We start from the raw sequence: 26,993 nt of genomic DNA on the forward strand, positions 1-26,993 counted from the left end.
TATGAAATTAGTACGATTTTTTCTACTGGGTTGTGTCGTCGCGCTGACCGGCTGCGCCTCTTCCGGCGGGGGCAAATATAGTGATAAGGTCAGTTACCACGGCCCCAACCGGGATGTCTGGGATCGCGTGCGCAAGGGCTTTGACATGCCGACCCTGCAGGATGAAAAAGTCGCCTATTGGACCAATTACTATGCCGCAAGGCCAAGTTCGGTCCAAACGATGGCCGCCCGCTCAGGCAAATACATCTATCACATTACCAAAGAGCTCGAAAAGCGCAATATGCCCACCGAACTGGCACTGCTGCCGTTCGTGGAAAGTGCATACAACGCCCAGGCGCTGTCGCGTTCCCGTGCCGCCGGGCTATGGCAGTTCATTCCCAGTACCGGTACCCATTACAAGCTGAAGCAGGACTGGTGGAAAGATGACCGCCGTGATCCGGTTGAATCAACCCGCGCCGCGCTCGATTACCTGTCTTATCTGTACACATTCCAGGGTAACGATTGGCATCTGGCGCTGGCCTCCTATAACTGGGGCGAAGGCGCCGTGCAGCGCGCCCGTGCGCGTGCAGGCGGTGGTGGTTATCTGGACTTGAGAATGCCGTCCGAGACACGTAACTACGTGCCCAAGCTGATGGCCATTCGCAATATCGTGTCCAATCCCCAGAAATATGGCATTACCCTGCCTGCCATCCCGGACAAGCCTTATTTTGAGCAGATCAAGCGTAGCAAGGATATTGACGTCGCCGTCATGGCACGCCTGGCGGGCATTTCCGTGGCCGATTTCAAGGAGCTGAATCCTTCGTATAACCGGCCGACCCTGCTGGCCTCGCAGGACCCGAATATTCTGCTGCCGGTGTCAGCGGTAAAGACGTACAAAAAGAATCTGGCCAATTACAACGGGCCCCTGGCGACTTACAAAGGCTATGAGCCGTCCCCAGGCGAATCGCTGGCCGCGATTGCCCAGGCGCATGGCATCTCGCTTGCCAAGCTCAAATCCCTGAACGGATACTCATCACGTCAAAGCGTCGCCTTGTCTTCGCGTGCACTCATGATTCCGGTACAGCGCGATTTCAATCCTGATTCCATCGTTCCTCGCGGCCTGCCGCCAACAGCACCGGATGGCAATCTGCGCGAATCCGACAGCATGCTGGCTGACAATACACCGCCTGCCGTGGCACCTGCCGCACCGACGCCTGTTGTCGAGCCGCGTGCTTATGCCGTCAACGCACCTACTTCCTCGTTACGTCAGACCTCCGGTCCCTCAGGTGGTGTCGTTCGTCAGGTCGCCAGCAACACACCTGCGCCGAGCAATACCGTACGACATGCCGTGGTCTGGGATACGGGCGGCAATCAGCCTGCACCACGTAGCGCTCCGCCGGCCAACGATGATCCACTTGCCGCCCTGGTGGCGGAAAACGAGATCCGCAATCCGCCGGTTAACCGTGGATCTGCACAATATGTTGCGCAGTCTGCCGGTTCTGCCAGCCAGGGGGCAGTCCGTCCGGCCAGCGTAACGGCACGAACCGCTGCTCTGGTTCCACCGGCTGCGCCGGCGGTGCGGGCGGCTGCTTACAGCCCGCGTAGCGGCACGGCAGGACGTCCACCCGAGCATTTTGTGTCACAGGGCGAAACCCTGTATTCACTGGCCAAACGCTATGGCACGACAGTGGAGGATCTGAAGGCGTTGAACAACATTGGTGCCGAAGGACTCAAGGCGGGACTGCGCCTGCGCCTGCCTGGAACGGGGTTGCGCGGCTGACACATGGCGGCCGCCGCCTAATTATTCCCGAAACCCTGCGCAATGCCTTTGCATTGCGCATTTTTTTTATAATGTGCCACATTGAATAATAAATAGGACTGCAAATGGGCTTTCTTGCAAATAAACGAATTCTGGTTACCGGCGTTATTTCGAACCGTTCTATTGCTTACGGTATTGCTGCTGCATGCCGGTCGCAGGGTGCAGAACTGGCTTTTACCTACGTGGGCGACCGTTTCAAGGACCGTGTGACTGAATTTGCCGCCGATTTCGGCAGTTCCATTGTGATTCCCTGTGATGTGGCCGAAGATGCACAAATCGATGCCGCGTTCGAGACGTTGGGCCAGCACTGGGACGGGCTGGACGGGCTGGTGCATTCCATCGGCTTTGCGCCACGCGAAGCGATTGCCGGCAATTTCCTGGATGGCCTGTCGCGCGAAGGGTTTCGCATCGCCCACGATATTTCCGTCTACAGCTTTCCGGCCATGACCAAAGCCGCCTTGCCTTTGCTGAAGGCGCGCCAGGGTTCGGTGCTGACACTGACATATCTGGGTGCAGAAAAAGTCGTTCCCAACTACAACACCATGGGACTGGCCAAGGCATCGCTTGAGGCCAGTGTCCGTTATTTGGCGACGGCACTGGGTGCCGAAGGCCTGCGCGCCAACGGTATTTCGGCAGGCCCCATCAAAACGCTGGCGGCCAGCGGAATCAAGGATTTTTCTGCAATCCTCAATTTCGTCTCGGCTCATGCGCCGCTCAAGCGCAATGTCACGATTGAAGACGTAGGCAATACAGCTGCGTTCCTGCTGTCGGACCTGGCGGCGGGTATCACGGGTGAAATCGTCCACGTTGATGCCGGTTTCTCCACCGTTGTACCAGGTATGTCTTAAGTCATCAGGGTTGAATTCATATGCGACAGATTATTCTTGATACCGAAACCACGGGCTTTGACCCGGCCGAGGGTGACCGGATTGTTGAACTGGGTTGCGTCGAGCTGATCGATCGCCAGTTCACCGGCAATAATCTGCATATTTATTTCAATCCCGATCGTGACAGTTCGCCCGGCGCGCTGGAAGTTCACGGGCTGACCACCGAGTTTCTGTCACAGTTCAATCGTTTTGAAGACGAAGCGGCGCGCATTTTCGAGTATCTGAAAGGCACTGAAATTTATATTCACAATGCCGCGTTTGACGTGAAGTTTTTGAATGCGGAATTCGGGCGCCTCGGCATGCCGCAGATCGAGACTGTTGCTGCCATTCATGACACACTGGCGATGGCGCGCGAGCAGTATCCGGGCAAGCGCAATAGTCTGGATATGTTGTGCGAACGCCTGGGTGTGTCCAACGCTCATCGCACATTGCACGGCGCCTTGCTGGATGCCGAATTGCTGGCTGAGGTATGGCTGGCCATGACCCGTGGTCAGTTTGGCCTGGTCATGGAGCACCGCGATCAGCCGAGCCAGCGGGAAGGGCAGACCGAAGTCATCCGTTTTGACGCGTCTGTCTTGCGGGTTGAGGTGGCGAGCGAAACTGAGCTGGCCGAGCACGCAGCCTATCTGGAGGCGCTGGACCAGGCAGCCGGCGGAGTCAGTCTGTGGCGAAAATTGACAGAGCCGGCGCCAGCCGCCTGATCTGATCGGGCATACGCCTGCTGTACATTCTGAGCCGATTTGCCGCGATTGTGCTCATGACACGAAGCATAGCCACGCGCTTTTCCCTGCGGTCTGGGCTGCTCGCCGATTTCACGCAAATTCCACACCCACCGTCGTATATTCTGGTTTTCATTTATATGATCAGACAGGCATGACGACTGTGCACCTTAGTCCCGTAGCCGGGCCTCTCCATTCGCGTAATACTCATATTGACGATGCGTTTGCCGGCGGCGTCCTGGCTGCATCCGGGGCGCTTGCGGGGACCCGGCGCGACGCCCGTACTGCTTCGGTCAGTTGCGTGGTGCCGGCGCTGAATGAAGCGCGCAGTCTGCGCATTCTGCTGCCCATGCTGATTGTATTGCTGCGCGACGTATTCGCCCGTTGGGAGATCATTGTCGTCGATGACGGGAGTACAGACGATACGCCGGTTTTCATGAGCGAGTTCTGCCAGCGTGAAGAGCGCGTCCGCTATCTGCAACTGTCGCGCAATTTCGGCAAGGAGTCGGCCCTGACTGCCGGACTGGAATTGGCGCAGGGAGACGTCGTCATCACGCTGGACGCAGATCTGCAGCATCCGCCGGCACTGATTCCCCGTCTGATTGCACAATGGGAGCAGGGGGCGGATATGGTTTATGCCGTGCGCGAAGCACGCGATGATGAACGTCTGGTCAAGCGCATCGGCGCCCAGCTTTTTTATTTCATGATGAAAGGCACCGGCAAAGTCCGGATCGAGCCTGATGCCTGCGATTTTCGCCTGATGGATAGAAAAGTGGTGGATGCATTGTGTCAACTGCCCGAACGGACGCGTTTTATGAAGGGGCTGTATGCCTGGGTCGGTTTTCGCACAGAAGCGGTCCACTACCAGCCTCACGAACGGCGTTTCGGCAAGTCCAGCTTCAGTCTGTTGCGGCTGGTGACGCATGGTCTGGAAGGGCTGACTTCATTTACCACCTGGCCATTGCGTGTGGCGATGTTTGGCGGCGTGCTGCTGGCCAGCTTGGCGATCCTGTATGGCTTGTATGTCATCTTTGAATATATGATGATCGGCAATCCTGTGCGCGGCTATTCCACCCTGATTGTGGCGCAGGTTTTTCTTGCCGGCATTATTCTGATTGCGCTGGGCATGATTGGCGAGTATGTGGCGCATATTTATGAAGAAGTAAAGCAGCGACCGCTTTTTATTGTGAATCAGACCTATGGAAACGGCCTCGCTCAGGCGGCATCGCCCGCTGATCAGGGGCATCCAGCCGACCTCTCACCCCGGGCCGTCCACGCCGCCCGGCATGTCGGAATGGGTAAATAGTTTTGATGATCGCCGCACTGTCTGTTACGATGCGCCTGTGGGCATGAACCTGTGGGATATGACCCTGGGCAACAGGACGCATTGATGGGACGCAGAAAAAAACATATCGTCATGTGCGCCGATGATTTCGGCATGAATGAGCACGTCAATCGCGCTGTACTGGAACTGGCCACGGTGCGCCGGCTCAGCGCAACCAGTTGCCTGACCCAGGGCGCCGCCTGGCCGTCCGGGGCAGGCCGTTTGCGCGCGCTTGATATCGACGTGGGCCTGCATATCAACTTCACCGAAGCGCTCGATTCGGACAATCATTTTCACCGCCCCCTTTCGCGTCTTATGCTCAAGGCATGGTTGCGCCAGCTTGATGTCGCCATGCTTGTGCGCGAAATCGAACGACAGTGCGATGCGTTCGAGCAGCATATGTTGCGTGAACCTGATTTTTTCGATGGCCATCAGCATGTGCATCAGTTCCCGCAAATTCGCGATGCATTGATCGAGGTGCTGGTGCGTCGCTATGACTGTGATGATGTCTGGGTTCGATCGACGGCCATGCGGCACGCGTCTTTGAAAGGCGGTCTGCAATTGAAGGGACATCTGATCGCGTTGCTGGGCAGCGCTGCCCTGTGCAGACGGTTACGGCGCGAAGGAGTTCCCTTCAATGCGGATTTTGCGGGCGTCTACGATTTCACGGGAGGCGCTGCGCGTTTTGCCCGGAATATGGATGGATGGCTCGCTGCCGTGGAAGATGGTGCGCTCATCATGTGCCATCCCGCACAAACCGGCGACCCGAATGACACACTCGGGGAACAGCGCGTGGCCGAATACGGCTTTCTGAAAGGCGAGGCATTCGGTGCGCTGCTGCAGCGCCATGATTGTCGCGTGACCCGCATGCAAACCTGAGCCAGAGCAAAGGCAATCAGTGTGCGTCGGCGCCGATTGGCTCGACGGAATCGGGCGGGGTGAGGCTGCCGCTGGATAAGGCACGCTGCATCAGGACGGTATCGACCCATTGACCATGCTTGAAACCGGTAGCAGGCAGCGTGCCGATCATATCAAAGCCGGCCTTGCGGTGCACCCCGATAGAGGCCAGATTGCCGCTATTGCCGATCACGGCAATCATCTGCCGCCAGGGCCCCGCCTCGCACAGGCGGATCAGCTCGGCGAGCAGCAGCGACCCGGTTCCCCTGCGCCCCAGATCCTGGCGCAGATAAATGGCATTTTCCACGGTATAGCGATAGGCGACGCGAGGGCGATAGGCAGATACATACGCGTACCCCAGTATCTCGCCTTGTTGTTCAGCGACAATATAGGGATAACCCTGTGTCGTGATGTCATGAAACCGTGCGTGCATCTGTGCACAGTCGGGTACGGTTTCTTCAAAGGTTGCGATGCCATGCAACACATGCCAGGCATAGATTTGCTGGATGGCGTCAATATCCCGCTCAGTGGCAGGCCGAATATGGCAGGGTTCAGTCATTTACTGTTTTAAATCAGATCGTGGTGGAATTACTGATGCTATTTTATAGAGAGTAGGGTAAATTTGTGGCAGATACCGCGTTAAACTGGCATAAAATAATTTTGGGCCATCACGCTGCGGCCCGTCTGGCCGTTTCATATATAAAGTAACGGTGACAGCAGGCGGACGGCGGTGCTGGCAATCATCAATCATGGTGCCCCGGGCATCGAACGGTCGCAGCAGTTTTTCGTTTGCCGTGCGTGAGCACGGACTGCTGGACGGCCTTCAGAGAGGATCTATGTCAACACCCATTACTCCGTTAAGCGATACCCTGGCGGTTGCGCCCCAACTGGGGCCTGAAGACATGGCCGCGCTCAAGGCGGCCGGTTATCGGAGTGTTATTATCAACCGTCCCGACTACGAAGGCGGTGAGTCGCAGCCAACGTCGGCCGACGTCATCAAGGCGGGCGAACAGCTTGGTCTGACTGTTGTCTATCAGCCCGTCGTCAGCGGTGCAATGACACCTGAAGACGTCCGGACCTTTCGTGAACATCTAGACACACTGCCTTCGCCGGTTCTGGCTTATTGCCGCTCCGGCACTCGTTGCACGCATCTGTACAATGCGGCCAAACAGGAATCATCCAAGTCTTAAGGAGTCCCACCATGTTCAATAAAATTCTTCTTCCAATCGACGGTTCGGACATTTCTGCACGTGCGGCCAATTCGGGTATTTGCTTTGCACGCCAGAACAGCGCCGAAGTGATTGCGATCAACGTCACGCAGCCATTTTCCACGCTGATCGGATTTGATGGCATGGCCGCGTCCTACGCGATCTCTGACGGGGATTATGAGGATGCCGCGCGCAAGGAAGCCGAATCTTATCTGAAACCGGTGCTGGATCGTGCCCAGACGGCCAATGTGAAAGCCACCTCGCTGGTTATCTCCAACTACAGCGTGGCGGATGGCATCGTCGAGGCCGCCAAGGAAAACGGCTGCGACCTGATTTACATTGCCAGCCATGGCCGTAGCGGTTTGTCCCGGCTGCTGCTGGGCAGCGTGACAACCAAAGTGCTGTCTCTGGCGTCCACGTCGGTGCTGGTGTATCGTCTGAAAGATCAGACCGCCACTTAAAATCGCGTTCGACAACTGGTCGGGAATTGTTCGGGCGCGGCTGGAAACTGCAGCGCAAATATATCGCCGGCGCTGCAGATGCGTCGGCGCAGTGCCGTCAGGCCACCTGCAGGATGAACCGTGTCATTGATGCGCCAGGCTGGGTGGATGACTCGACCTCTATGCGCCAGTGCTCCAGTTCGCAAATGTGCTTAACAATCGCCAGACCCAGCCCGCGCCTTTTCAATGGCACGTTCGACGGTAGCTGCATAGACCCCTGTGTATCCCGTGTATGGCTGCTGTAATAGCGTTCGAAAATCCGCGGCAGGTCGGCCTGCGGAATCCCTTTGCCATTATCTTCGAAATATAGCCGTTGCCCCGACGAGTAGACCGTCAGGATGGTGGCGCCCGCATGCTCCATGGTATTGCGGATCAGATTACGCATAATCATTTGCATGGCATAACGATTGACAACCAGCACCTCGCCGGGCAATAACTGGTTGACCAGTTGCAGGCTCATGCCTGCGTCGTCGTTGGTGCTGGTCTCCCAGGCATTTTCCAGACACTCCCGCAAATTCACCGGCTCCGGTTCCTGGCGTGCTTCTGTTTTCAGATGCACTGTGCTTTCCAGGGTGTCGGTAATCAGGTCGACATTGCTGATGGTGCGTTTAAGCCGCATGGTGGTGTCGGGGTGCAATGAGGCGTCCTCCAGTGCCAGTTCGGCGTCGGTGCGAATCGTGGTCAGTGGCGTGCGGATTTCATGGTTCAGATTGGCGGAAAATTCCTTTTCCTGGGCAATGGATTTTTCCACCTGGCTCTGCATTCGGTTGAACGCTTCAATCAGTCGGCCGACCTCGTCATTGCGGCTGGCAGACAAATTGGATGCACCTGGCGCCCAGCTCGAGAGCGTCTGGGTCAGGCTTTGTACAGGGTCGGTAATGCGCCGGGATACACTGCGCGCCAGCAGCCAGGACAGACCGATGCACAACAGGCCGGCCATGATGACGATCAGGGCAAAGTCGTGTACGCGCTGTTCATTGACTGTGGCGTCGTACAGCAGGATGGTTTTGGTCGCACCGCGTTCAAAGACCAGAATATGCCAGGTTTCATTGCCGGGGTGCATGAAATAGGCACCTTCACTCAGATTGCGCAATTGCCGGGGCAACATGTTTTCGTCGGCGGGGCTGGCAACGTTCCAGCGCCTGATCGGCTGATTCAGACTCTCCTGGATGTCTACGCCGGTGCGATTTGCGGCGCGGGTATCCAGCGCGATAATGCGGTCTTTTTCAGCCAGCAGGGTGGTGTCCACCAGATTGTCTTCCATGCTGTCGAAGGCCCACAGCGACAGCACGCACAGCACGATCACAAACAGGGTGACTGCGCCTGTCAGCGCCAGTGACATCCGTTGGGCCAGTGACAGGTAGCCACTGTTATTCATGATTGTTCGTCCGTCCTGCCCAGTCGCCATCCGGTGCCATGCACCGTTTCGATGACATCGCATTGATGCTCCGAAAGCGCCTTGCGCAGCAGATGGATCTGGCTGCGCAGCGCATCCGATGATTTGGGGTCATCGGCCCATAACAGGCTTTCAAAACGCTCCTTGGAAATGACTTCGCCGGGATATTGCATGAACGTGCTCAGAATGTCATAGGACTTGCGTGTCAGGTGAACAGGCACGCCCTTGATCGACACAATATGTGAGCGCGTATTGATTTCGATATCGCCCCAGCGCCTGACCGGGTTGGCGACACTGCCGGTGGCGCGCTTGATCAGAGCGTTCAGCCGGGCGTCCAGTTCGCTCAGAGAAAACGGTTTGGTCAGATAATCATCGGTGCCCAGGGAAAAACCCGTGAGCTTGTCCTGCAGGCCGTCGCGGGCGGTCAGGATGACAACAGGGGTGCTGAGCATGGCTACATCACGGATGTGTTGCAGGACATCGAAGCCGCTTTTGCCGGGCAGGCCCAGGTCCAGAATGATTGCATCGAAAGCGTACTGATCAAGCAGGGAAATCGCAGCGTGGCCATCGTAGGCGACATCGACCATAAAGGATTTTTTTTCCAGATAGCTGCAAATGTTGGCGGCAATGCTGATTTCGTCTTCGACAACAAGAAGTCGCTGATGGGTGCTCATGAAGGATCCTTGAACAGGGGCGGGCCGTAAGCGGGAGCGGAAAGATGCACCCATTATAAAAAAACGCTGCGTGAAGCAGCGTTTTTTGCCGGTTGAAACAATATTTCCCGGCAATCGCGCGCTGCACGGTTATGCAGCGGCGTTCCAGGCGGGCCGCAGCGAAGGGTTATTTGAAAAGGGCGGCGGCCGTAATGATGGTATTGGATACGCCCCAGATGAGCGGGATGCCGACCAGAAGCCAGAAAGCGACGACCAGTCCGACCGGTGTTTTATTTTGAGAAGGTGTTTGCATATGTGATCTCCCTGTTATTTGGCTGCAGCCGGAACCGGTTCGCCTGCCGTGTTTTCCACGTCCATATGATGCTCTGCGCTGACCGGGCGAATCATCATATTGCAGATGAAACCAATCACCAGAAGACCTGCCATCACGTACATGGTGTAGATGTACACATCAGATTTCGGAATACCCATCTTCAACTGGTAATCACGAATGTAATTGACCAGAACCGGGCCGAAAATACCGGCAGCAGACCAGGCGGTCAGCAGGCGTCCATGAATGCCGCCCACATAGCGGGTGCCGAACAGATCAGCCAGATAGGCAGGGACGGTAGAGAAGCCACCGCCGTACATGGACAGAATGATCAGATAGAACAGCACGAATAGCGCAACGTGTCCTGCCGTGCCCATGCCCGGCACCAGCAAATACAGAATGGTGCCCAGCACGAAAAACGTACCGTAAGTCATTTTTCTGCCGATATAGTCCGAGACTGTGGACCACAGAAAGCGTCCGCTCATATTGGCCAGTGAAAGCAGACCCACAAAGCCGGCTGCTGCCGCTGCGGTGATCATACCCTGGAAGCTTTCCTGGATCATCAGTGAAGCCTGGCCGAGCACGCCGATGCCCGCTGTGACGTTCAGGCACAGCGCCCACCACAGCAACCAGAACTGCGGTGTTTTGATGGCCCGGTCAATGTGCACGTGATTGCGGGAAATCATGGCATTGTTCTGCACCGGTGGCGTCCAGCCCTCCGGCTTCCAGTCTGCGGCGGGAATACGCACGGCCAGTGCACCGATGCACATATAGATGAAGTAGACCACGCCCAGCACGATGAACGTTTCAGTGACGCCCATGGAGGTATCGGATTTGAACGCGTTCATCAGTTTGAGCGACAAGGGGGAGGCAATCATCGCGCCCCCGCCAAAGCCCATGATGGCCATGCCGGTTGCCATGCCGCGCCGGTCAGGGAACCATTTGATAAGTGTGGAGACCGGCGACACATAACCAATGCCCAGACCGATGCCGCCCAATACGCCGTAGCCGAAGTAGACCAGCCATAACTGATGCAAATGCAAACCCGCTGCCGCTACCAGAAAACCTCCGCCAAAGCAGCAGGCGGCGGCGAACATGGCCTTGCGCGGACCGACTTCTTCCAGCCATTTGCCGGCAAAAGCGGCCGACAGACCGAGAAACACAATGGCGATACTGAAAATCCAGCCCAGTTGGGGAATGGTCCAGTCCCCCGGGGCCGACTCGGAAATGCCCAGCAATTGGGTCATGGGTTTGTTGAATACGGAAAATGCATAGGCCTGACCAATACATAAATGAATGGCCAGTGCGGCAGGCGGCACCATCCATCGGTTGAAACCGGGACCGGCTGTAATCCGCTCCTTGCTGAAGAATCCGCCACGGGTAACGGCTTGATTCATGAATGTCTCCTTGGATTATGAATTATGTATATCGGTTCGTGATCCCTCAGGAGGTCACGGATGTTGCGGGTGTTGCAGGTGCAGCGGCGGGCCTGAGATCCGCCTTGTGGTTATTGATGGCTTCCAGTGCGAATGCAGACAGGCCGGTTTCGCCGTCCTGTCCGTCGGGGTGCTGTTCCAGAAAATCGAGCAGGGCGGCACGCATGCGCGGCTCCCAGAACTTGCGGATATGCTCGTAGACACTGCGCAGGCCTTCTTCACGATCCGGCAGGGCTTCAAAGAAGCCGGCGATCTGATTGGCCATTTTGATGAGCATTGCGGTGGTGTTGACCAGGTGTGGCGTTGTCATGATGTCCTGCCTTTGTTCGATAATTGAAAGCGGTGTGGATGAGCGTACAGGGTCGCGTGTTGTGCGCGGGTAAAACCAAGCAGGGTGACGCCGGTTTCCCGGGCCAGTGCGACCGCAGCGGTGGTGGGCGCAGATACGGCGGCCAGAATGGGGCAGCCGGCCATTGCTGTTTTCTGTACCATTTCAAAGCTGGCGCGACTCGACACCAGCAGGGCGCCCTTGTCCGGGTGCTGATCATGGCGCATCAAGGCGCCGATGGTTTTATCCAAAGCGTTATGGCGGCCTACGTCTTCGCGAATAAATGCGGGGACCTCGCTGTTGGCCGGTAACCAGGCCGCAGCATGGGTTGCGCCGGTTGCCAGATGTAATGTCTGCCGCTCGCGCAGCGCTGCCATGCCATCGAGCAATTGTGGCAGCGTCAGGCTTGCAGGAATATGGGATAAGTCGTAGCGGTTGTCCGCAGCAGAAGCGACGCTGTTGTTGAGTGTTGCAGTACTGGCGGGCGCCACGAGCGGCAGTCGCCGTACGGCATCCAGGGTTTCCACGCCGCACAGGCCGCAGGCCGTTCGCCCTGCCATCTGGCGTCGTCTTTCCTTTAGAAACTGCATGCAGGCGGGGCTGATCTGCACATGCAGAATAATGCCCTGTTCGGTGTGTTCCTGCTCGATATCACGGATGTCATCGGCTGAGCGCACAATGCCTTCGGTCAGGCAAAATCCCCAGGCAAAATCTTCCAGATCATTTGGTGTGGCCAGCATTACGGCATGATTAATGCCGTTAAATTCCATGGCGATCGGTGTTTCAACAGCAATGGCGTCGTTCTCTGTGTGTTCAAGCGCGACGCCATTGCGCACGCGTGTCACTTGCCGCAAGACGCTGCCTTGCGCGTCCTCGGGCGGGGCTAGCGGTTCCGGCCTATCGGGCCGGTTGCGCACGCCCGTCTCATTATGTTCGGCCGCAGGTCCAGGGGTCGGCCCGGTACCTTGCATGCGGGCCGTAGCTGCGGATATGACGACCTTATCCATCACAAGAAAGTCCTGGTGTTAATCTGTCACCGTTGTTTCGTCCATTGTGACACGATTGTGCAGCAACGCGCGTTGCTTGCGGTTGAACTCCGACCAGTTGTTCTGCCAGGAGGATGGTTGTGTGACACGTGTCACCTGCACCGCCGTCACTTTATACTCGGGACAATTGGTGGCCCAGTCGGAGTTGTCAGTCGTCACCACGTTCGCGCCGGATTCAGGAAAGTGGAATGTGGTGTAGACGACGCCTGGCTGTACCCGGGTCGTGACGTTGGCACGCAATACCGTTTCGCCGGCCCGGCTCTGAATGCCGACCCAGTCGCCCTGGCTGATGCCACGGTCTTCTGCGTCGACCGGGTGGATTTCCAGTACGTCTTCGGAATGCCAGGCCACGTTGGGCGTGCGGCGGGTCTGTGCGCCCACGTTGTATTGGGACAGGATTCGTCCTGTGGTAAAGAGCAGCGGGTATTTGCGTGTGCTTCTTTCGTCCGTCGGAATATATTTGGTGATCATGAATTTGCCTTTGCCGCGTACAAATTCGTCAATGTGCATGATCGGCGTGCCTTCGGGCGCTTCATCGTTGCAAGGCCATTGGATACTGCCCATTTCAGTGATGCGATCGAAGGTAACCCCTTTGAAGGTCGGTGTCAGGGCTGCAATTTCATCCATGATTTCCGATGGATGTGTGTAGTTCATGGGATAGCCCAGCGCGTTCGAGAGCGCGCAGGTGATTTCCCAGTCGGCCATGCCGCTGGCCGGCTCCATAACCTTGCGTACCCGTGAAATACGCCGTTCTGCATTGGTGAACGTGCCGTCTTTTTCCAGAAAGGTCGAACCCGGCAGAAATACATGCGCGTATTTGGCTGTTTCATTCAGGAAAATATCCTGGATGACGACGCATTCCATGGCAGCCAGCGAGGCGGCCACGTGTTGCGTATTGGGATCCGACTGCACGATATCTTCGCCCTGGCAATACAGGCCCTTGAAAGTGCCTTCCTGCGCGGCATCGAACATATTCGGAATGCGCAGTCCGGGTTCCGGTTGCAGCGTGACATTCCAGGCTTTTTCGAATTCGTGCCGGACCACGTCATCGGAGATATGACGATAGCCGGGCAGTTCATGCGGGAACGAGCCCATGTCGCACGAGCCCTGCACGTTGTTCTGCCCGCGCAATGGATTGACGCCGACGCCTTCGCGGCCGATATTGCCGGTGGCCATGGCCAGGTTGGCGATGGCCATGACAGTGGTCGAACCCTGGCTGTGTTCTGTTACGCCCAGACCATAATAAATGGAGCCATTGCCGCCGGTGGCAAAGAGGCGGGCTGCGCCGCGGACTTGATCGGCAGGTACGCCGGTTTCCGCTTCTACGGCTTCCGGCGCATTTTCGGGCAGGCAGACAAAATCAAACCATTCGCGGAATGCCTTGTCTTCACAGCGCGTGCGTACAAAGTCCATATCGATCAGATTTTCCGTGGCGATCACATGTGACATGGCTGCCAGCAGCGCCACGTTGGTGCCGGGACGCACTTGCAGATGGTAGTCGGCGCGAATGTGAGGAGAGCTGACCAGTTCCGTCTGCCGTGGATCAATGACGATCAGGCGAGCGCCTTGCCGCAGCCGTTTTTTCAGTCGGGACGCGAACACCGGATGGGCCGCGCTCGGGTTGGCGCCCATGACAATCACGACATCGGTAAACATGACCGAATCAAACGTTTGCGTACCGGCCGATTCGCCCAGCGTGGATTTCAGACCATAGCCGGTGGGTGAGTGGCACACGCGTGCGCAGGTGTCTACATTATTGGTGTTGAACGCTGCGCGGACCAGCTTCTGGACCAGCCAGGTTTCTTCATTGGTGCAGCGGGAAGAGGTAATGCCTCCTACTGAATCGCGCCCATATTTGCCCTGCAGGCGCTTGAATTCGCTGGCAGCGTAACCAATCGCCTCGTCCCAGGACACTTCTTGCCACGGATCGGAAATGCTCTTGCGGATCATGGGCTTGGTGATGCGCTCTTTGTGCGTGGTATAGCCCCAGGCAAACCGGCCTTTGACGCAGGAGTGGCCGCGATTGGCCTTGCCGTCTTTCCATGGCGTCATGCGTACCACGGTTTCCCCTTTCATTTCGGCCTTGAAGCCGCAACCCACGCCACAATAGGCGCAAGTCGTAATCACTGCGTGGTCTGCCTGGCCCAGCTCGATCACACTATTGTCTTCCAGCGTGGCGGTTGGACAGGCCTGGACGCAGGCGCCACATGAGACGCACTCGCTGTCCATGAACGGTTGATCCTGGCCGGGCGAGACGCGCGAGGCAAAGCCTTTTCCGGAAATCGTCAGGGCAAACGTACCCTGTGTTTCTTCGCAGGCGCGCACGCAGCGGTTGCAAACAATACACTTGCTTGGATCATAAGTGAAATAGGGATTGGAGGTGTCTTTCTGGTCTTTCAGGTGGTTGGCACCCTCGTAGCCATAACGCACGTTGCGCAATCCCACGACGCCCGCCATATCCTGCAGTTCGCAATCGCCATTGGAAGGGCAGGTCAGGCAATCGAGCGGGTGATCGGAAATATACAATTCCATGACGCCGCGGCGCAATTGATGCAGCTTCGGTGTCTCGGTGTGAATGACCATGCCTTCTTCCACCGGTGTGGTACAGGAGGCCGGATAACCGCGCCGTCCTTCGATTTCCACCAGGCACAAGCGGCAGGAGCCAAAAGCCTCGATGCTGTCGGTGGCGCACAGTTTGGGAATATTGACGCCGTTGAGCGCAGCAGCGCGCATGACTGACGTGCCTTCGGGGACGGACATCTCGTAACCGTCAATGGTGACGGAAACCCATTTGTCGGAGATGATTTCAGGCGTACCCAGATCGGTATCACGTTTGACGACGGTTTCTAACATGAGAAGCTCCTTGCCTGCTTTGGGCAGCGGATAATAATGGTGTTCAGGACGAATGGCTTTCGGCAGACTGCTCAATGCCGAAATCGGCCGGGAAATGCTGCAGTGCCGACAGAACCGGGTAGGGCGTCATGCCGCCCAGGGCGCACAGCGACCCGCCCAGCATGGTGTTGCACAAATCGCGCAACAACTCAACATTCTCTTCGCGGTTTTCATTCGCACTGATGCGATCAATGACTTCGGTGCCGCGCGTCGATCCAATACGACAGGGCGTGCACTTGCCACAGGACTCGACGGCACAGAACTCCATGGCGTAGCGCGCCAGATCATTCATTTTTGCAGTGTCATCGAACGCCACGATGCCGCCGTGACCGATCATGGCCGACACCTTCATATAGGCTTCATAATCCATGGGGACATCCCATTGCGATTCAGGCAGATAGGCGCCCAGCGGGCCGCCGACCTGCACGGCCTTGATGGGACGACCACTGGCACTGCCGCCGCCGTAATCGAACAGCAGTTCGCGCAGCGTCAGTCCAAAGGCCTTTTCTACCAGCCCGCCCTGGCGGATATTGCCCGCCAGCTGGAAGGGCAATGTTCCTTTTGAACGACCCATGCCGTAGTTGGCATATGCCTGGCCGCCGTGGGCCAGGACATATGGCACCGTGGCCAGCGAAATCACATTGTTGATAACCGTCGGTTTGCCGAACAGGCCTTTGATGGCCGGCAGCGGTGGCTTGGCGCGCACCAGGCCGCGCTTGCCTTCAAGCGAATCGAGCAGTGAGGTTTCTTCCCCGCAGATATACGCACCCGCTCCCTTGCGCACTTCAAGCGCGAAGGCCTTGCCGCTGCCGCGGATATTGTCGCCGAGCCAGCCGGCTGTGGTGGCCGCATCAATGGCGCGGTTCAGCGCCAGGATGGCATGCGGATATTCCGAGCGCACATAGATGTAGCCTTTGGTCGCACCTGTTGCCAGTCCGGCAATCGTCATGCCTTCGATCAGGCAGAGCGGATCGCCCTCCATGAGCATGCGATCGGAAAACGTGCCCGAGTCGCCTTCATCGGCATTGCACACAATGTATTTCTGGTCGGCTGGTGTGCCCAATACGGTTTTCCATTTGATGCCGGTGGGAAAGGCTGCGCCGCCCCGACCGCGCAAACCGGACTCGGTCACTTCCTGCACAATATCAGCAGAAGCCAGCGTCAATGCCTTGCTGAGACCGGCAAAGCCACCGTGTTCAATATAATCGGGAACCGATAGCGGGTCGGTAATGCCGACGCGTGCAAAGGTCAGGCGTTCCTGTTTTTTCAGGTACGGGATGTCTTCGGTCAGGCCGTGTGCCAGTGGATGATCACTTCCTTGCAGAAAGTCGGCCTCAAAGAGCGAAGCAACGTCTTTGGCCTTAACGGGACCGTAGGCGAGGCGACCGCGTTCGGTCTCGACTTCAATCAGGGGCTCAAGCCACAACAGACCACGCGAGCCATTGCGCACGATCGTCACGTCCTGATTGCGCTGCGCCGCCTCTTTTTGCACGGCGGCCACGACACGCTCGGCGCCGCAGGCAATGGCGGCGGCATCAGCGGGAATATAGATGCGAATAGTCATGCGGACAGGGCCTCCGTGTGCTCACGATACAGCTCGTCAAATTCCTGCGGCGTGACATGCGCATGGGGTTCGCCATTGAGCATGATATTGGGCGACTGGGCGCATAGTCCCAGGCAATAAACCGCATCGACCGACACCTGGCCATCGGCACGCGTGGCGTTCAGGTCACAGCCGGTGGTCTGGCGGATATGGGCTTCGAGCGTTGCCGAGCCCATGGCCTGACAGGACTCGGCCCGACAGACTTCGATATGGATCGGGCCTTTGGCGCTGGTATGAAAGTGAGGGTAGAAAGTGATGACACCGTGCACTTCCGCACGCGACAGATTCAGCGCCTGCGCGATCTGGTCAACGCATTCTCCGGGAATCAATCCCAGCGTGTCCTGAATGTCGTGCAACAAAGGCAGCAAAACGCCGGGTGCATTGCCGAGTTTGGCCAGACTGGCCGAGACGGCACGCGAGTGCGGTGTCTCGGGTGTGAGCGGAATCATCTTTCTGATTTTGTTATCGACAGACTGGATGAAGGGCGAGGATATGCCTGATTTGGGCATGACTGTCTCCGGATTCGGGTTGCCAGGTTTCTTTGTTATAGCGTTTAATAGGTTTTTAAAAACCTATTAAAATGCTGCAGTACCGCATAAATGCCTGGCGAAAATATCTATTTGACAAACGTGGATATAACCACAATAGTAGCTAATTCACATATAAAATCAATATGAAATTAATAACACATATTTCGGCCTGCAAATACCAAAGGAGAATTGCGTATGTACCCTTTTTCCATCAGGATTAACCCCGAGTGGACGATTGACACACAAGAGGGTAAAACGCTGTCATTGTCCATGTTGCTCGGCTTGCTTGCCGAAATTGACGTCAGTGGCAATATCGTGGCAGCCAGCGAGACCTGTGGCCACTCGTATCGTCATGCCTGGGGGGTATTGCGGCAATTCGAAGATATTTTCGGGGTTCCGTTGCTGATCACCAAACGGCGCAAGGGAACCGAATTGTCAGAGTTTGCCAAAAGGCTGGTGTGGGCCAATCGCCGTATTCAGGCCAGGCTCTCGCCAACTCTGGAAAGTCTGGCGTCCGAATCGCAGGAAGAACTGGAAAAGCTGATTCCCGAGCATACCCCGAACATCCGGCTGCATGCCAGTCACGGTTTTGCCGTTGAGGGACTGACACAACGCATGAACTCACCGCTGCCGATATTGGAATTGCGATACCGCACGGCGATCGAAGCGCTGGCGGCACTGGAGCAGAATGAGTGCGATGTGGCCGGTTTCCAGGTGCCAATCGGCAAATTTGAAAAACCCATTCTGGCGCGCTATTCGCCCTGGCTCAATAGTGAGACACACCTGTTGATTCATCTGGCCGTGCGCAATACAGGACTGTTCGTCAAGCCGGGAAATCCAAAAAGTATTCAGTCTGTTCGCGATCTGGCGCGTGGGGATGTGCGTTTCGTCAACCGCCAGCCCGGTTCCAGCACGCGTTTTTTGGTCGGCCTGATGCTGCAGGAGGAAAATATCGCCACCTCGGCCGTCAGCGGCTTCGAGGACAGCGAGTTTACTCATATGGCCATTGCCGCCCATATTGCAAGTGGCATGGCCGATGTGGGTATCGGCGTGCAGACTGCAGCGCATCGTTTCGGACTGGAATTCATTCCTTTGGTGCGTGAGCGCTATTTCTTTGCCCTGAATCGCAGCAGCCTGCAACAGGTCAATGTAGAAAAATTCATTCATTTCATGCGCAGCCAGGACTATCTGGAATTCCTAGGCCATTTGGTAGGGTATGATGCAAGTGAGGCAGGCAAAATTCAGACCATAGACGAAGCCTTCAATGACTAAAATTATTCCGATAGCCGATATTCGCAGAATCACCCCAGCGCCATTGCCACGCGTGGACTATACGCCGGGCAGGCCCGTGGTAGATGCATTCGGACGTGCCTTGCGCGATCTGCGTATTTCCATTACCGATCGCTGCAATTTTCGCTGTTCCTACTGTATGCCGCGCGACCAGTTCGGCAGCGACCATGCGTTTCTGCCGCACGATCAGATTCTTTCGTTCGAAGAAATCACACGGCTGGCGCGCCTGTTTGCGCAACTGGGCGTCAATAAACTGCGCATTACAGGCGGGGAGCCGCTGCTGCGCAAGGAAATGACGCGGTTGATCGGCATGCTGGCGCAGATCAGGGATCTGGATGACAAGCCGCTGGATATTGCACTGACCACCAATGGCACGCTGTTGCAGCGCATGGCGGGCCCCCTGCGGGATGCCGGGCTGCAGCGCATAACAGTGAGCCTGGATGCCCTGGATCCGCAACTGTTTGCGAGCATGAGCGACAGCAAGGTTCATGTCGATCAGGTGCTGGCAGGCATTGAGGCCGCACGAAGTGCCGGCATTGAACCGGTCAAGGTGAATATGGTGGTCAAGCGCGGAGTCAATGAACACCAGATTCTGCCCATGGCCGACTATTTCCGGCATAGCGGTCACATTTTGCGATTTATCGAGTTCATGGATGTGGGCGCGACCAATCACTGGGATATGACTGATGTGGTCAGTGGCCGGGAAATTCTTGAAATATTGCAATCGAAATTCGAACTGGAACCGGTACACGCCAATTATCCGGGGGAAGTGGCAAGGCGCTGGCGCTACAAGGACCGGGCTGGCGAAGTGGGTCTGATCACGAGTGTGACGCATGCCTTCTGTGGGGACTGTACCCGGCTGCGTCTGTCGCCGGAAGGCAAGCTGTTCACCTGTCTGTTTGCCGAAACCGGCAGCGATCTGCGCCAAATGCTGCGTTCATCTGCCAGCGACCACGAGATTGCCAGTGTGCTTGCCGGCATCTGGAACGTCAGGAATGACCGGTATTCAGAGCAGCGAGACCAATTGCATGACCGGCGGGAAAAAATAGAGATGAGCTATATCGGAGGCTAGGCATGACGGTTGTTCCTTCACCGGATCGGCTGTTGCCGCGTGATCTGACGGCGCTGATTCTGGCGGGTGGCCAGGGCAGGCGAATGGGTGGCCAGGACAAGGGGCTCATCAGACTGCATGAACGGCCGCTGATCGAATTCGTCCTGCGGGTGCTCTCGCCTTGCGTGGACCGCGTGCTGATCAGTGCCAATCAGCACGAAGACGTTTATGGCCGGTATGGCCAGGTCGTGGCCGATCCTGCCGGCTTCGAGGGCAGCCAGGGGCCCCTGGCGGGATTGCTGGCGGCAGCGCCTTATCTGCAAACACCGTGGCTGGTGGTGGCCGGGTGCGATATGCCGGCGCTGCCGGGCGATTATGTCGCGCGATTGTATGGTGCGCTGATGGCGCAGGGCGGGCACATTGCCTTTGCGCACGCGGGTGCGCGCGATCACTCCATTTGTCTGCTGCTGCACGTCGGTGCGCTGGCGACCTTGCGCGACTACCTGCTCAGCGGACGACGAGCCGTTCTTCCATGGCTCGAAGCACAGCATGCATTACGCGTGGTGTTTGATGATGCCGACGCTTTTCTGAATGTCAATACACCGGAAGAGCTGGCGCGGGCCGTCACCGTCGTCCCTGTCGGGCGCTAGCCGGATGTCGGCGGGTACGCTCATTCAACGGATCCAGTCTTCCTTGGGATAGACCCAGACCCGATCGCCGCCCGTGTACTTCTGCACGGCAGGTACGCGTGCAAAGCCGTTGGCCCAGGGGAGTGATGAACTCATGCCCGATCCTTGCCTGTCATAGGGCTCGACCATCAATTGGCCGGTCTCTTCATCCTGGGACATGCGTACACGCAGAAACTCATCCCGGGTTTCGTTGAAAATTTTGTCGGTTTTCAAAATGGCCTGTATGCGCGGCGGCACGCACTTCCTGCGACCCTGCAACTTGCGAATCAGCGGCGAGACCAGGACAGCCAGCACCGTATAGGCAGACACGGGGTTGCCGGGCAGGCAGATCACAGGTGTATTATTGACGCTGGCCAGGGCCACCGGTTTGCCCGGTTTCATGCGGACCTTCCAGAAATCCAGGCTGGCGCCCAATGCCTCCAGTGCCGGCTTGACCAGGTCTTTTTCTCCGACCGAGACGCCGCCCACGCTGATGACCAGATCGCATTCACTAAAAAGTGTGTTCAACGCTTCATGTGTGGCGTTCAAATCGTCCCGGGCATGCAGCACCTGGCTGACTTGTGCCCCCAGCGTGTGAAACAGGGCAGTCAGCATAGGCGCATTGGAATTGAAAATTTGCGACCCAAGCCGTGGCTGACCGGGCGGCACCAGCTCGTCTCCGGTAGTCAGGATGCCCACCTTCAGTTGCCGGTATACTGCCAGCGAATCAATACCTTGCGTAGCGATCAGCCCGATTTCGGCCGCGCCCAGTATCGTGCCCCGTTCCAGCAGGACGGAGCCCAGGCGTGTATCTTCGCCCTGGCGGCGAATGTTCTGGCCGGCGACGGGGACCTCGTTGATGGTGACCTGTTCGTCGGCTTCAGTGCACACTTCCTGTATAACGACGGTATCTGCGCCTTCGGGGATGAGACTGCCGGTGAAAATGCGAGAGATTTTACCTGCCTCCTGTGCGGCAGGCGCTTCTCCGGCGAAAATGCGTTGCTGTATCGGCAGTGCGTTGCCGGCAGTGTAATCCTGCACGCGCAGCGCATAGCCGTCCATGGAGCTGTTATCTGCGGGTGGCATATCCAGCGTTGCCACGACATCCTGGGCCAGGACCCGGCCTTGGGCCTGCTCCAGGCTGACGGTTTCGACCGGAATGTCGGCAATGGGCAGATCCAGCAGGCGCTGCTGGGCTGTATCGAAATCAAGCATGGTATAAATTCCTGTAGGCAGTATGTGCTTGCCGGCTGTTAATCACGTTTGGCATAGGCCGACGCGAAATTGCAGGGTTGGTGGTGGCTGTCGAGTTGCTCGCGCAGAATTTTTTCCCAGCCCAGCCGGCAGGCGCCGGTGGACCCGGGCAGGCAGAAAATCAGCGTATTATTTGCCTTGCCTCCCACAGCATTGGACTGCAGGCCCGAGGAGCCGATGTCGGCAAAGGAATAGGCACGAAACAGTTCGCCGAAGCCCGCAATATCGGTATCGAACAACGGGGTCACGGCTGCGAGCGTTGAGTTTTTATCACGCATGCCCGTGCCGCCGTTGGTGACAATGATGTGTACATCATCGCGCAGGATCCAGTCAGACAGATACTTGCGAATGGCATAACGGTTGTCGGGACAGATGGCCCTGTCGGCAATCACGTGGCCGCTCGCTTCGATCGCCCCGGCCAGATAGTGGGCTGATGTATCTGTCTCCGGCTTGCGGGTGTCGTGTATGGTCAGCAGCGCGATGCGAAGCGCAACCTTGCTGTCATTGTCGGTAAGCGATTTCATTTGTGATCTTCCAGTTGCTTTATCACGGGGTCGGATATCTGGTCCGTTTTCGTCCATTTCTCAATGCGTTGGGTGTCGCTCTCGCGTGCCTGCACCCAGAACGCCTTGCCGTCGGCCAGTGTCTCGCGCTTCCAGAAGGGCGCGCGGGTTTTCAGGGCATCCATGATGAATTCACAGGCATGAAAGGCATCGCCCCGATGGGCGCTGGCGACACCGACAAAAACAATTTGCTGCTGTCGCGTCAGGGCGCCGACACGATGCACAATGGTGCTGTCAATGACGTTCCAGCGTTGTGCGGCCTGCGCTTGAATATCGTTCAGCTCCTGTTCGCACATGCCGGGGTAATGTTCCAGAAACAGTTCCTGCGTCGGTTGCGCGGGTGAATAGTCACGTACGTAGCCGATGAAAGAGGCCACGGCGCCTGCGTGGCCCTGGCTGCGCTCATGCAGTTGCCGGATCAATTGGCCGGCATCGAAATCAGCTTCTTGTATGGTGATCATGTCAGCCTCCGGTGACCGGCTCAAAAAGTGCGACTTCATCGCGATCATGAATGAGTGCGTCGGGCAGGGCGTGTTTTTTGTTCACTGCCACTTTCAGTACCCGAATGTCCTGGAGCGCCGGATACGTTGTATTCAGCTGCGTCAGCCATTGGGCGACAGACACGGGGGCCGGCAAAGGCATTTGCTCGGTGCGTTTGCCGGTGAGTTCCGCCACTCGTGCGAAATATAAGATATCAATCACAGCGCCATTCTCCACTTTTACCGCCGGCTTTGTATTCCAGCCGGGTATCTTCAATGATAATGCCTTTGTCGGCCGCCTTGCACATATCGTAAATGGTGAGTGCCGCAATGGAGCAGGCTGTCAGCGCTTCCATTTCCACGCCGGTTTTATAGTCGCTGCGACAGGTGGCGCGCACGGTGACGCAGAGCGTGTCCGGGTCCAGCGTGAAGTCAATGCCGGCAAACGTCAAAGGCAGGCTATGGCACATGGGAATAAGCTCGGCACACCGCTTGGCTGCGAGCACGCCCGCGACGCGGGCGGTATTGAGCACTTCACCCTTGCTGTTTTCGGCGGCGTTCAGCGCTGCGAAGGAACGCTGCGTCATGCGTACGACACTTCGTGCAATCGCGGTGCGGGCTGTGGTCGATTTGTTCAGAACGTCTACCATGCGTACCTGGCCAGCCTCGTCCAGATGGCTCAGTGTGGGCGCCGGGGCGTTGTCGGCAGTATCGGAGCCGGTAACGGCAGAGATGTTTTTCATGCGTTATAAGCGGCCAGGGGCCGCGGGAAAAAGGGTAAGGGCAGTGCCCGGAGCGGCAACGGGAATGTAAATGCCCGGGCGGCGACGGCAAAGAATACTATACCTGTATTTGCCGGGGTTGTGAAAAGGTCGGCAGCGGCTGGCCGCATTTGTGTCATATCGCAATGGTATGGTGGACACGCAGGCAAGCGCAAGTGCCCCCAAACGCGGCGCTGGAATGATGTGCGCCCGACGAGCCTGGTGTTACACTACACAGGAACGCATTTTATCAATCAGTCAGGAGTCAATATGACAATCAGCATCGGAGATCAGGTGCCCGAGGGCACACTTACAGAATTCATCGAAAAAGGCACGGATGGCCAGGATGCAGGTCCTCAGGCGTTCAAGGTGTCTGAACTGGTGAAAGACAAAAAAATTGTTCTGTTTGCCGTGCCCGGTGCGTTTACGCCCACGTGCACGAACAAACATGTGGTGGATTTCATACGTGATGCAGAGAAAATCAAGTCAAAGGGCGTGGATGAAATCTGGTGCGTGGCCGTCAATGATGCGTTCGTGATGGGCGCCTGGGGCCGCGATACCGGCGCGACAGGTACGATCCGCATGCTGGCCGATGGCTCTGCCACCTGGACGAAGGCTATGGGCCTGGAGCTGGATATGATTGCCCGGGGTCTGGGCGTGCGTTCACGACGTTATTCGGCCATCCTGGACAATGGCGTAGTCAGCCAACTGAATGTTGAAGAGGGCGGCGAATACAAAATCAGCGGTACCGAAACCATTCTTTCACAGTTGTAATTAAATAAATAGCGGACACAGACTGGCGCTGTGTCCGGCACTCCCGAAGCTGCTCTTTTGCATATGTCATCCGCCCGTTTCGCTTGCGGCCCATGTGCAACAGGCAGTTTCATTGCATTGAATTTACCGAATTTTTATTGTTCGTCTTTTTTCGTCAGACCAGAATGATCAATCTTTTCCTGTCGTTTTTCTCACTGTATTTTGCCACCTTGCTGATGTCGGTGGGTACGGGGCTGTATAACACCTTTATTGCGTTGCATCTGACGCAGGAGGGGGTCAGTCAGGTCTGGATCGGTTTGCTGATTGCTGCGTTTTATACGGGTCAGGTACTGGGCGCGCGCTTTGGCCATAAGCTGGTGCAACAGGTAGGGCATATCCGGGCGTACGCGATTTCCGCCGCCATGGTGACGGTGCTGGTTCTGGCCCAGACGATCACTCCCTTGCTGCCGGTGTGGGTATTCTTGCGATTCCTGACTGGCGCGACGATGGTCACGCAGTACATGGTGCTGGAAAGCTGGCTCAATGACCAGGCGGATCAGAAGCAGCGCGGCAGTGTTTTTGCTTTCTATATGGTCATGTCCGGACTGGGTCTGGTGGTCGGGCAGATGACCGTGTCCTTTTTCTCGCCGGAAGATCTGACTACGCTCAATGTCGTGGCCATGTCCATGGCGCTGTGCCTGATCCCGGTGGCCATTACCCGGCGCAGTCACCCGACCCTGCAGGCGCATACACCGATCAAGCTCAAAGTGTTCATTCGTCTGGTACCCATGTCCATGTTTGTGCTCTTTGTGGCGGGCAGTATAACCGGTTCGTTTTATGGTCTGGGGCCGGTCTATGCAAGCAAAGAGGGGATGGATACGGATCAGGTCGCCTTGTTCCTGTCAGTCTCGGTGATGGCGGGTCTGCTCTCGCAATGGCCGATGGGCTGGCTGTCCGACCGGATCTACCGCCTTAACATGATCCGCTTCAATGCGCTGTTACTGGGCCTGTTGACGATTCCGCTATATGGTTACTGGCATTTGCCTTATCCGCTTATGCTGGTATTGGTGGCGATATTCGGCGTGCTGCAATTTACCATTTATCCGCTGGCGACCGCGTTTGCCAACGAGCACGTGGATCCGTCGTTGCGGGTCGGCTTAAGCGGTGTGCTGCTCATGACCTATGGAGTCGGTGCCAGTCTGGGTCCGTTGCTGGTCGGTAAGCTGATGGACATCGGTGGCCCGCATATGTTTTATATCTATACTTCACTTGCCGCCTTTTCACTTGTCATCTTCGTACGCAAAGAGAAAGTCAAGGGAACCTACAAGGTCGACCCCGAGCCGTTTGTACCCATGTCGGTCAGTGTTCCGGCTTCGCCGGTGGTGACGGTCATGGACCCGCGCGTGGACGAATCCATCGATATTTCCGCTGATGCCGAAGCCATGGACAAGGTGCTCGATATCATTCAGGCAGGCGATCCGATCAGCGAACTGAATCTTCCGCATAAAACCGATGCGGATCATACTGTTGCTGACGAGGATCTGGCGTTGGCCGGTGAGGAAGCGGCAGATGCGGCAAAGGATGCGCCGCCGGCAGACGATCCGACTGGCGAGCCGACACCGGTTGAACCGACACCGGTTGAACCGACACCGGTTGAACCGACACCGGTTGAACCGACACCGGATACGCCCAAACGGTAGCGGGTTGGGCGCCGGATCGCCTGTCGATTGCGGCAGGCGGATGGGAGGCCGGAAATTTTGCAAAGTGAGCCTCTTAACAGGAAAAGTTATCAGATAACCTGATATATTTACGCCATGCAAATGACAAACCTGACTTTGACCGACCGTGTGGCGCAAGCGCTGATGCAGCGTATTGCTGACGGTACATACCCGGTGGGAACGAAGCTGCCATCGGGCAAACTGCTGGCCGGCGAGTTCTCGGTCAGCGCTGCCGTGATCCGCGAGGCCACCGAGCGTCTGCGGACAAAAGGGCTGGTGCGTACCCGGCAGGGAGCCGGCTGCATGGTGCTGACACGGGATCTGCACGACGGATTTCAACTGCCCGTGCCCGAGACCGTAGATCGGGACGCGTTGCGTCATATTTATGAATTGCGCTTCGAAATAGAAGGCGGTGCGGCGGCGCTGGCAGCCATCCGGGCCACTAAAGAAGATGTAAGTGGCATGCGCCATATCCTCGCATCGCTGGAAAAAAGCCTGCACGATCCGGAGCAGGCGCTCGAATGGGATGTAGGGTTTCACCGGGCGATCGCCGATGCAACGCATAACCCGCATTATCGGGAGTTGCTGTCCTATCTCACGCGGCAATGGCGCGAAAGTGTCCGGGTTGCACGTTCGCACACCTTGCTGGCGGAACAGGCGGCCCGGCTGGGCATGGCACAAGAGGGCGATGCTGCGCTAAAGGCTGGCGCCACGCTGTCGCGTCAGGTGCATGCCGAGCATGAGCAGGTGCTGGACGCCATCGAGCAGGGGGACGCGTCGCTTGCGCGGGCGTGCGCCCAGGCGCATTTGCGGCAGGCAAGCGAGAGGCTGGGGCTGGACACCCGGGCCTTTGGTCCGCATAAGGACACAGTGAACAAAGCATAAATCGCTGAAATCGTATTTTGATC

28 protein-coding genes are annotated in these 26,993 nt (G+C 57.1%); 13 read left to right on the forward strand and 15 right to left on the reverse strand.

The features are described from left to right. Position 1: 1 nt before the first annotated feature. The 5 genes from W822_RS40595 (at position 2) to W822_RS40615 (ending at position 5,607) form a co-directional block, all read left to right on the forward strand. Positions 2 to 1,759: a lytic transglycosylase gene (locus tag W822_RS40595; protein ID WP_024006489.1), complete on the forward strand. Its 1,758-nt coding sequence runs from the start codon at positions 2 to 4 to the stop codon at positions 1,757 to 1,759. A gap of 104 nt (positions 1,760 to 1,863) precedes the next feature. Continuing rightward, positions 1,864 to 2,646 carry an enoyl-ACP reductase FabI gene (gene fabI, locus W822_RS40600; RefSeq protein ID WP_024006490.1) on the forward strand — a complete coding sequence of 261 codons (783 nt, stop codon included), beginning with the start codon at positions 1,864 to 1,866 and terminating at the stop codon, positions 2,644 to 2,646. Positions 2,647 to 2,666: 20 nt separating this feature from the next. Then, on the forward strand, positions 2,667 to 3,386 hold the full coding sequence (dnaQ, locus tag W822_RS40605) for a DNA polymerase III subunit epsilon (protein WP_024006491.1): 720 nt from the start codon (positions 2,667 to 2,669) through the stop codon (positions 3,384 to 3,386). 172 nt (positions 3,387 to 3,558) lie between these two features. Next, a complete protein-coding gene (locus tag W822_RS40610; protein WP_024006492.1) occupies positions 3,559 to 4,710 on the forward strand; it encodes a glycosyltransferase family 2 protein in 1,152 nt (383 codons plus the stop codon). Between the two features lie 84 nt (positions 4,711 to 4,794). Continuing rightward, positions 4,795 to 5,607: a ChbG/HpnK family deacetylase gene (locus W822_RS40615; protein ID WP_024006493.1), complete on the forward strand. Its 813-nt coding sequence runs from the start codon at positions 4,795 to 4,797 to the stop codon at positions 5,605 to 5,607. A gap of 16 nt (positions 5,608 to 5,623) precedes the next feature. Here W822_RS40615 and W822_RS40620 read toward each other — a convergent pair whose 3' ends face one another. Beyond that, a complete protein-coding gene (locus tag W822_RS40620) occupies positions 5,624 to 6,184 on the reverse strand; it encodes a GNAT family N-acetyltransferase (RefSeq protein ID WP_031243292.1) in 561 nt (186 codons plus the stop codon). A 277-nt stretch (positions 6,185 to 6,461) separates the two neighbouring features. On the opposite strand from W822_RS40620, the gene W822_RS40625 reads away from it, so the two are divergent. Together W822_RS40625 and W822_RS40630 are read left to right on the forward strand one after the other, a co-directional pair. Continuing rightward, complete coding sequence (locus tag W822_RS40625; protein ID WP_024006495.1) at positions 6,462 to 6,815, forward strand: protein tyrosine phosphatase family protein; 354 nt, start codon at positions 6,462 to 6,464, stop codon at positions 6,813 to 6,815. An 11-nt stretch (positions 6,816 to 6,826) separates the two neighbouring features. Continuing rightward, complete coding sequence (locus W822_RS40630; protein ID WP_024006496.1) at positions 6,827 to 7,294, forward strand: universal stress protein; 468 nt, start codon at positions 6,827 to 6,829, stop codon at positions 7,292 to 7,294. A 97-nt stretch (positions 7,295 to 7,391) separates the two neighbouring features. Here the strand turns inward: W822_RS40630 and W822_RS40635 are convergent, their stop codons facing one another. The 9 genes from W822_RS40635 to W822_RS40670 all read right to left on the reverse strand — a co-directional run bounded on the left by W822_RS40635 (position 7,392) and on the right by W822_RS40670 (position 17,527). Then, positions 7,392 to 8,711 (reverse strand): sensor histidine kinase, encoded by a 1,320-nt coding sequence (locus W822_RS40635; RefSeq protein WP_024006497.1) that lies wholly within the window; start codon positions 8,709 to 8,711, stop codon positions 7,392 to 7,394. Further along, entirely contained in the window at positions 8,708 to 9,403 is a 696-nt protein-coding gene (locus W822_RS40640; protein ID WP_024006498.1) for a response regulator transcription factor, read from the reverse strand. The genes W822_RS40635 and W822_RS40640 overlap by 4 nt, the downstream gene beginning before the upstream one ends. Before the next feature lie 166 nt (positions 9,404 to 9,569). Next, complete coding sequence (locus tag W822_RS46395; protein ID WP_024006499.1) at positions 9,570 to 9,695, reverse strand: MFS transporter small subunit; 126 nt, start codon at positions 9,693 to 9,695, stop codon at positions 9,570 to 9,572. Positions 9,696 to 9,709: 14 nt separating this feature from the next. After that, complete coding sequence (locus tag W822_RS40645; protein ID WP_024006500.1) at positions 9,710 to 11,110, reverse strand: L-lactate MFS transporter; 1,401 nt, start codon at positions 11,108 to 11,110, stop codon at positions 9,710 to 9,712. Positions 11,111 to 11,156: 46 nt separating this feature from the next. Further along, complete coding sequence (locus W822_RS40650; RefSeq protein WP_024006501.1) at positions 11,157 to 11,459, reverse strand: formate dehydrogenase subunit delta; 303 nt, start codon at positions 11,457 to 11,459, stop codon at positions 11,157 to 11,159. Beyond that, positions 11,456 to 12,484 (reverse strand): formate dehydrogenase accessory sulfurtransferase FdhD, encoded by a 1,029-nt coding sequence (gene fdhD / locus W822_RS40655; RefSeq protein ID WP_155848192.1) that lies wholly within the window; start codon positions 12,482 to 12,484, stop codon positions 11,456 to 11,458. The genes W822_RS40650 and fdhD overlap by 4 nt, the downstream gene beginning before the upstream one ends. 18 nt (positions 12,485 to 12,502) lie before the next feature. After that, complete coding sequence (gene fdhF, locus W822_RS40660; RefSeq protein WP_024006503.1) at positions 12,503 to 15,376, reverse strand: formate dehydrogenase subunit alpha; 2,874 nt, start codon at positions 15,374 to 15,376, stop codon at positions 12,503 to 12,505. 43 nt (positions 15,377 to 15,419) lie between these two features. Next, on the reverse strand, positions 15,420 to 16,979 hold the full coding sequence (locus tag W822_RS40665) for a formate dehydrogenase beta subunit (protein ID WP_024006504.1): 1,560 nt from the start codon (positions 16,977 to 16,979) through the stop codon (positions 15,420 to 15,422). After that, positions 16,976 to 17,527 (reverse strand): NAD(P)H-dependent oxidoreductase subunit E, encoded by a 552-nt coding sequence (locus tag W822_RS40670; protein ID WP_024006505.1) that lies wholly within the window; start codon positions 17,525 to 17,527, stop codon positions 16,976 to 16,978. The genes W822_RS40665 and W822_RS40670 overlap by 4 nt, the downstream gene beginning before the upstream one ends. A gap of 216 nt (positions 17,528 to 17,743) precedes the next feature. On the opposite strand from W822_RS40670, the gene W822_RS40675 reads away from it, so the two are divergent. Genes W822_RS40675 through mobA form a run of 3 tightly spaced genes read left to right on the forward strand, consistent with a single transcriptional unit; the run spans position 17,744 to position 20,539 of the window. Then, positions 17,744 to 18,820 carry a substrate-binding domain-containing protein gene (locus tag W822_RS40675; protein ID WP_031243296.1) on the forward strand — a complete coding sequence of 359 codons (1,077 nt, stop codon included), beginning with the start codon at positions 17,744 to 17,746 and terminating at the stop codon, positions 18,818 to 18,820. Further along, a complete protein-coding gene (moaA, locus tag W822_RS40680) occupies positions 18,813 to 19,910 on the forward strand; it encodes a GTP 3',8-cyclase MoaA (RefSeq protein WP_024006507.1) in 1,098 nt (365 codons plus the stop codon). The genes W822_RS40675 and moaA overlap by 8 nt, the downstream gene beginning before the upstream one ends. Positions 19,911 to 19,912: 2 nt before the next feature. Next, positions 19,913 to 20,539, forward strand: coding sequence for a molybdenum cofactor guanylyltransferase MobA (gene mobA, locus W822_RS40685; RefSeq protein ID WP_024006508.1), 627 nt, complete (start codon positions 19,913 to 19,915; stop codon positions 20,537 to 20,539). A gap of 24 nt (positions 20,540 to 20,563) precedes the next feature. Here mobA and W822_RS40690 read toward each other — a convergent pair whose 3' ends face one another. The 5 genes from W822_RS40690 to moaC are packed head-to-tail and all read right to left on the reverse strand — an operon-like array spanning position 20,564 to position 23,596. Next, a complete protein-coding gene (locus W822_RS40690) occupies positions 20,564 to 21,772 on the reverse strand; it encodes a molybdopterin molybdotransferase MoeA (protein ID WP_024006509.1) in 1,209 nt (402 codons plus the stop codon). 38 nt (positions 21,773 to 21,810) lie between these two features. Continuing rightward, positions 21,811 to 22,335 (reverse strand): molybdenum cofactor synthesis domain-containing protein, encoded by a 525-nt coding sequence (locus W822_RS40695; protein WP_024006510.1) that lies wholly within the window; start codon positions 22,333 to 22,335, stop codon positions 21,811 to 21,813. Next, a complete protein-coding gene (locus W822_RS40700) occupies positions 22,332 to 22,835 on the reverse strand; it encodes a molybdenum cofactor biosynthesis protein MoaE (RefSeq protein WP_024006511.1) in 504 nt (167 codons plus the stop codon). The genes W822_RS40695 and W822_RS40700 overlap by 4 nt, the downstream gene beginning before the upstream one ends. Position 22,836: 1 nt before the next feature. Continuing rightward, entirely contained in the window at positions 22,837 to 23,076 is a 240-nt protein-coding gene (locus W822_RS40705; protein ID WP_155848193.1) for a MoaD/ThiS family protein, read from the reverse strand. Then, complete coding sequence (gene moaC / locus W822_RS40710) at positions 23,069 to 23,596, reverse strand: cyclic pyranopterin monophosphate synthase MoaC (protein ID WP_051401812.1); 528 nt, start codon at positions 23,594 to 23,596, stop codon at positions 23,069 to 23,071. The genes W822_RS40705 and moaC overlap by 8 nt, the downstream gene beginning before the upstream one ends. 288 nt (positions 23,597 to 23,884) lie before the next feature. Between moaC and W822_RS40715 the strand changes: the two genes are divergently transcribed. From W822_RS40715 to W822_RS40725, 3 genes are all read left to right on the forward strand, one after another. Continuing rightward, positions 23,885 to 24,388: a peroxiredoxin gene (locus tag W822_RS40715; RefSeq protein WP_024006514.1), complete on the forward strand. Its 504-nt coding sequence runs from the start codon at positions 23,885 to 23,887 to the stop codon at positions 24,386 to 24,388. 164 nt (positions 24,389 to 24,552) lie between these two features. Then, positions 24,553 to 26,067 carry an MFS transporter gene (locus tag W822_RS40720; protein WP_024006515.1) on the forward strand — a complete coding sequence of 505 codons (1,515 nt, stop codon included), beginning with the start codon at positions 24,553 to 24,555 and terminating at the stop codon, positions 26,065 to 26,067. A 120-nt stretch (positions 26,068 to 26,187) separates the two neighbouring features. Further along, a complete protein-coding gene (locus W822_RS40725) occupies positions 26,188 to 26,970 on the forward strand; it encodes a FadR/GntR family transcriptional regulator (RefSeq protein WP_051401831.1) in 783 nt (260 codons plus the stop codon). Positions 26,971 to 26,993 lie beyond the last annotated feature (23 nt).

This window comes from Advenella kashmirensis W13003 (genome assembly GCF_000506985.1).
GTDB classification, from domain to species: domain Bacteria; phylum Pseudomonadota; class Gammaproteobacteria; order Burkholderiales; family Burkholderiaceae_B; genus Advenella; species Advenella kashmirensis_A.

Bases quoted from the DNA above. Each gene is read 5' to 3' on its own strand.
- W822_RS40595 (WP_024006489.1), top strand. From the start codon at position 2: ATGAAATTAGTACGATTTTTTCTACTGGGTTGTGTCGTCGCGCTGACC.
- fabI (WP_024006490.1), top strand. From the start codon at position 1,864: ATGGGCTTTCTTGCAAATAAACGAATTCTGGTTACCGGCGTTATTTCG.
- dnaQ (WP_024006491.1), top strand. From the start codon at position 2,667: ATGCGACAGATTATTCTTGATACCGAAACCACGGGCTTTGACCCGGCC.
- W822_RS40610 (WP_024006492.1), top strand. From the start codon at position 3,559: ATGACGACTGTGCACCTTAGTCCCGTAGCCGGGCCTCTCCATTCGCGT.
- W822_RS40615 (WP_024006493.1), top strand. From the start codon at position 4,795: ATGGGACGCAGAAAAAAACATATCGTCATGTGCGCCGATGATTTCGGC.
- W822_RS40620 (WP_031243292.1), bottom strand. From the start codon at position 6,184: ATGACTGAACCCTGCCATATTCGGCCTGCCACTGAGCGGGATATTGAC.
- W822_RS40625 (WP_024006495.1), top strand. From the start codon at position 6,462: ATGTCAACACCCATTACTCCGTTAAGCGATACCCTGGCGGTTGCGCCC.
- W822_RS40630 (WP_024006496.1), top strand. From the start codon at position 6,827: ATGTTCAATAAAATTCTTCTTCCAATCGACGGTTCGGACATTTCTGCA.
- W822_RS40635 (WP_024006497.1), bottom strand. From the start codon at position 8,711: ATGAATAACAGTGGCTACCTGTCACTGGCCCAACGGATGTCACTGGCG.
- W822_RS40640 (WP_024006498.1), bottom strand. From the start codon at position 9,403: ATGAGCACCCATCAGCGACTTCTTGTTGTCGAAGACGAAATCAGCATT.
- W822_RS46395 (WP_024006499.1), bottom strand. From the start codon at position 9,695: ATGCAAACACCTTCTCAAAATAAAACACCGGTCGGACTGGTCGTCGCT.
- W822_RS40645 (WP_024006500.1), bottom strand. From the start codon at position 11,110: ATGAATCAAGCCGTTACCCGTGGCGGATTCTTCAGCAAGGAGCGGATT.
- W822_RS40650 (WP_024006501.1), bottom strand. From the start codon at position 11,459: ATGACAACGCCACACCTGGTCAACACCACCGCAATGCTCATCAAAATG.
- fdhD (WP_155848192.1), bottom strand. From the start codon at position 12,484: ATGGATAAGGTCGTCATATCCGCAGCTACGGCCCGCATGCAAGGTACC.
- fdhF (WP_024006503.1), bottom strand. From the start codon at position 15,376: ATGTTAGAAACCGTCGTCAAACGTGATACCGATCTGGGTACGCCTGAA.
- W822_RS40665 (WP_024006504.1), bottom strand. From the start codon at position 16,979: ATGACTATTCGCATCTATATTCCCGCTGATGCCGCCGCCATTGCCTGC.
- W822_RS40670 (WP_024006505.1), bottom strand. From the start codon at position 17,527: ATGCCCAAATCAGGCATATCCTCGCCCTTCATCCAGTCTGTCGATAAC.
- W822_RS40675 (WP_031243296.1), top strand. From the start codon at position 17,744: ATGTACCCTTTTTCCATCAGGATTAACCCCGAGTGGACGATTGACACA.
- moaA (WP_024006507.1), top strand. From the start codon at position 18,813: ATGACTAAAATTATTCCGATAGCCGATATTCGCAGAATCACCCCAGCG.
- mobA (WP_024006508.1), top strand. From the start codon at position 19,913: ATGACGGTTGTTCCTTCACCGGATCGGCTGTTGCCGCGTGATCTGACG.
- W822_RS40690 (WP_024006509.1), bottom strand. From the start codon at position 21,772: ATGCTTGATTTCGATACAGCCCAGCAGCGCCTGCTGGATCTGCCCATT.
- W822_RS40695 (WP_024006510.1), bottom strand. From the start codon at position 22,335: ATGAAATCGCTTACCGACAATGACAGCAAGGTTGCGCTTCGCATCGCG.
- W822_RS40700 (WP_024006511.1), bottom strand. From the start codon at position 22,835: ATGATCACCATACAAGAAGCTGATTTCGATGCCGGCCAATTGATCCGG.
- moaC (WP_051401812.1), bottom strand. From the start codon at position 23,596: ATGAAAAACATCTCTGCCGTTACCGGCTCCGATACTGCCGACAACGCC.
- W822_RS40715 (WP_024006514.1), top strand. From the start codon at position 23,885: ATGACAATCAGCATCGGAGATCAGGTGCCCGAGGGCACACTTACAGAA.
- W822_RS40720 (WP_024006515.1), top strand. From the start codon at position 24,553: ATGATCAATCTTTTCCTGTCGTTTTTCTCACTGTATTTTGCCACCTTG.
- W822_RS40725 (WP_051401831.1), top strand. From the start codon at position 26,188: ATGACAAACCTGACTTTGACCGACCGTGTGGCGCAAGCGCTGATGCAG.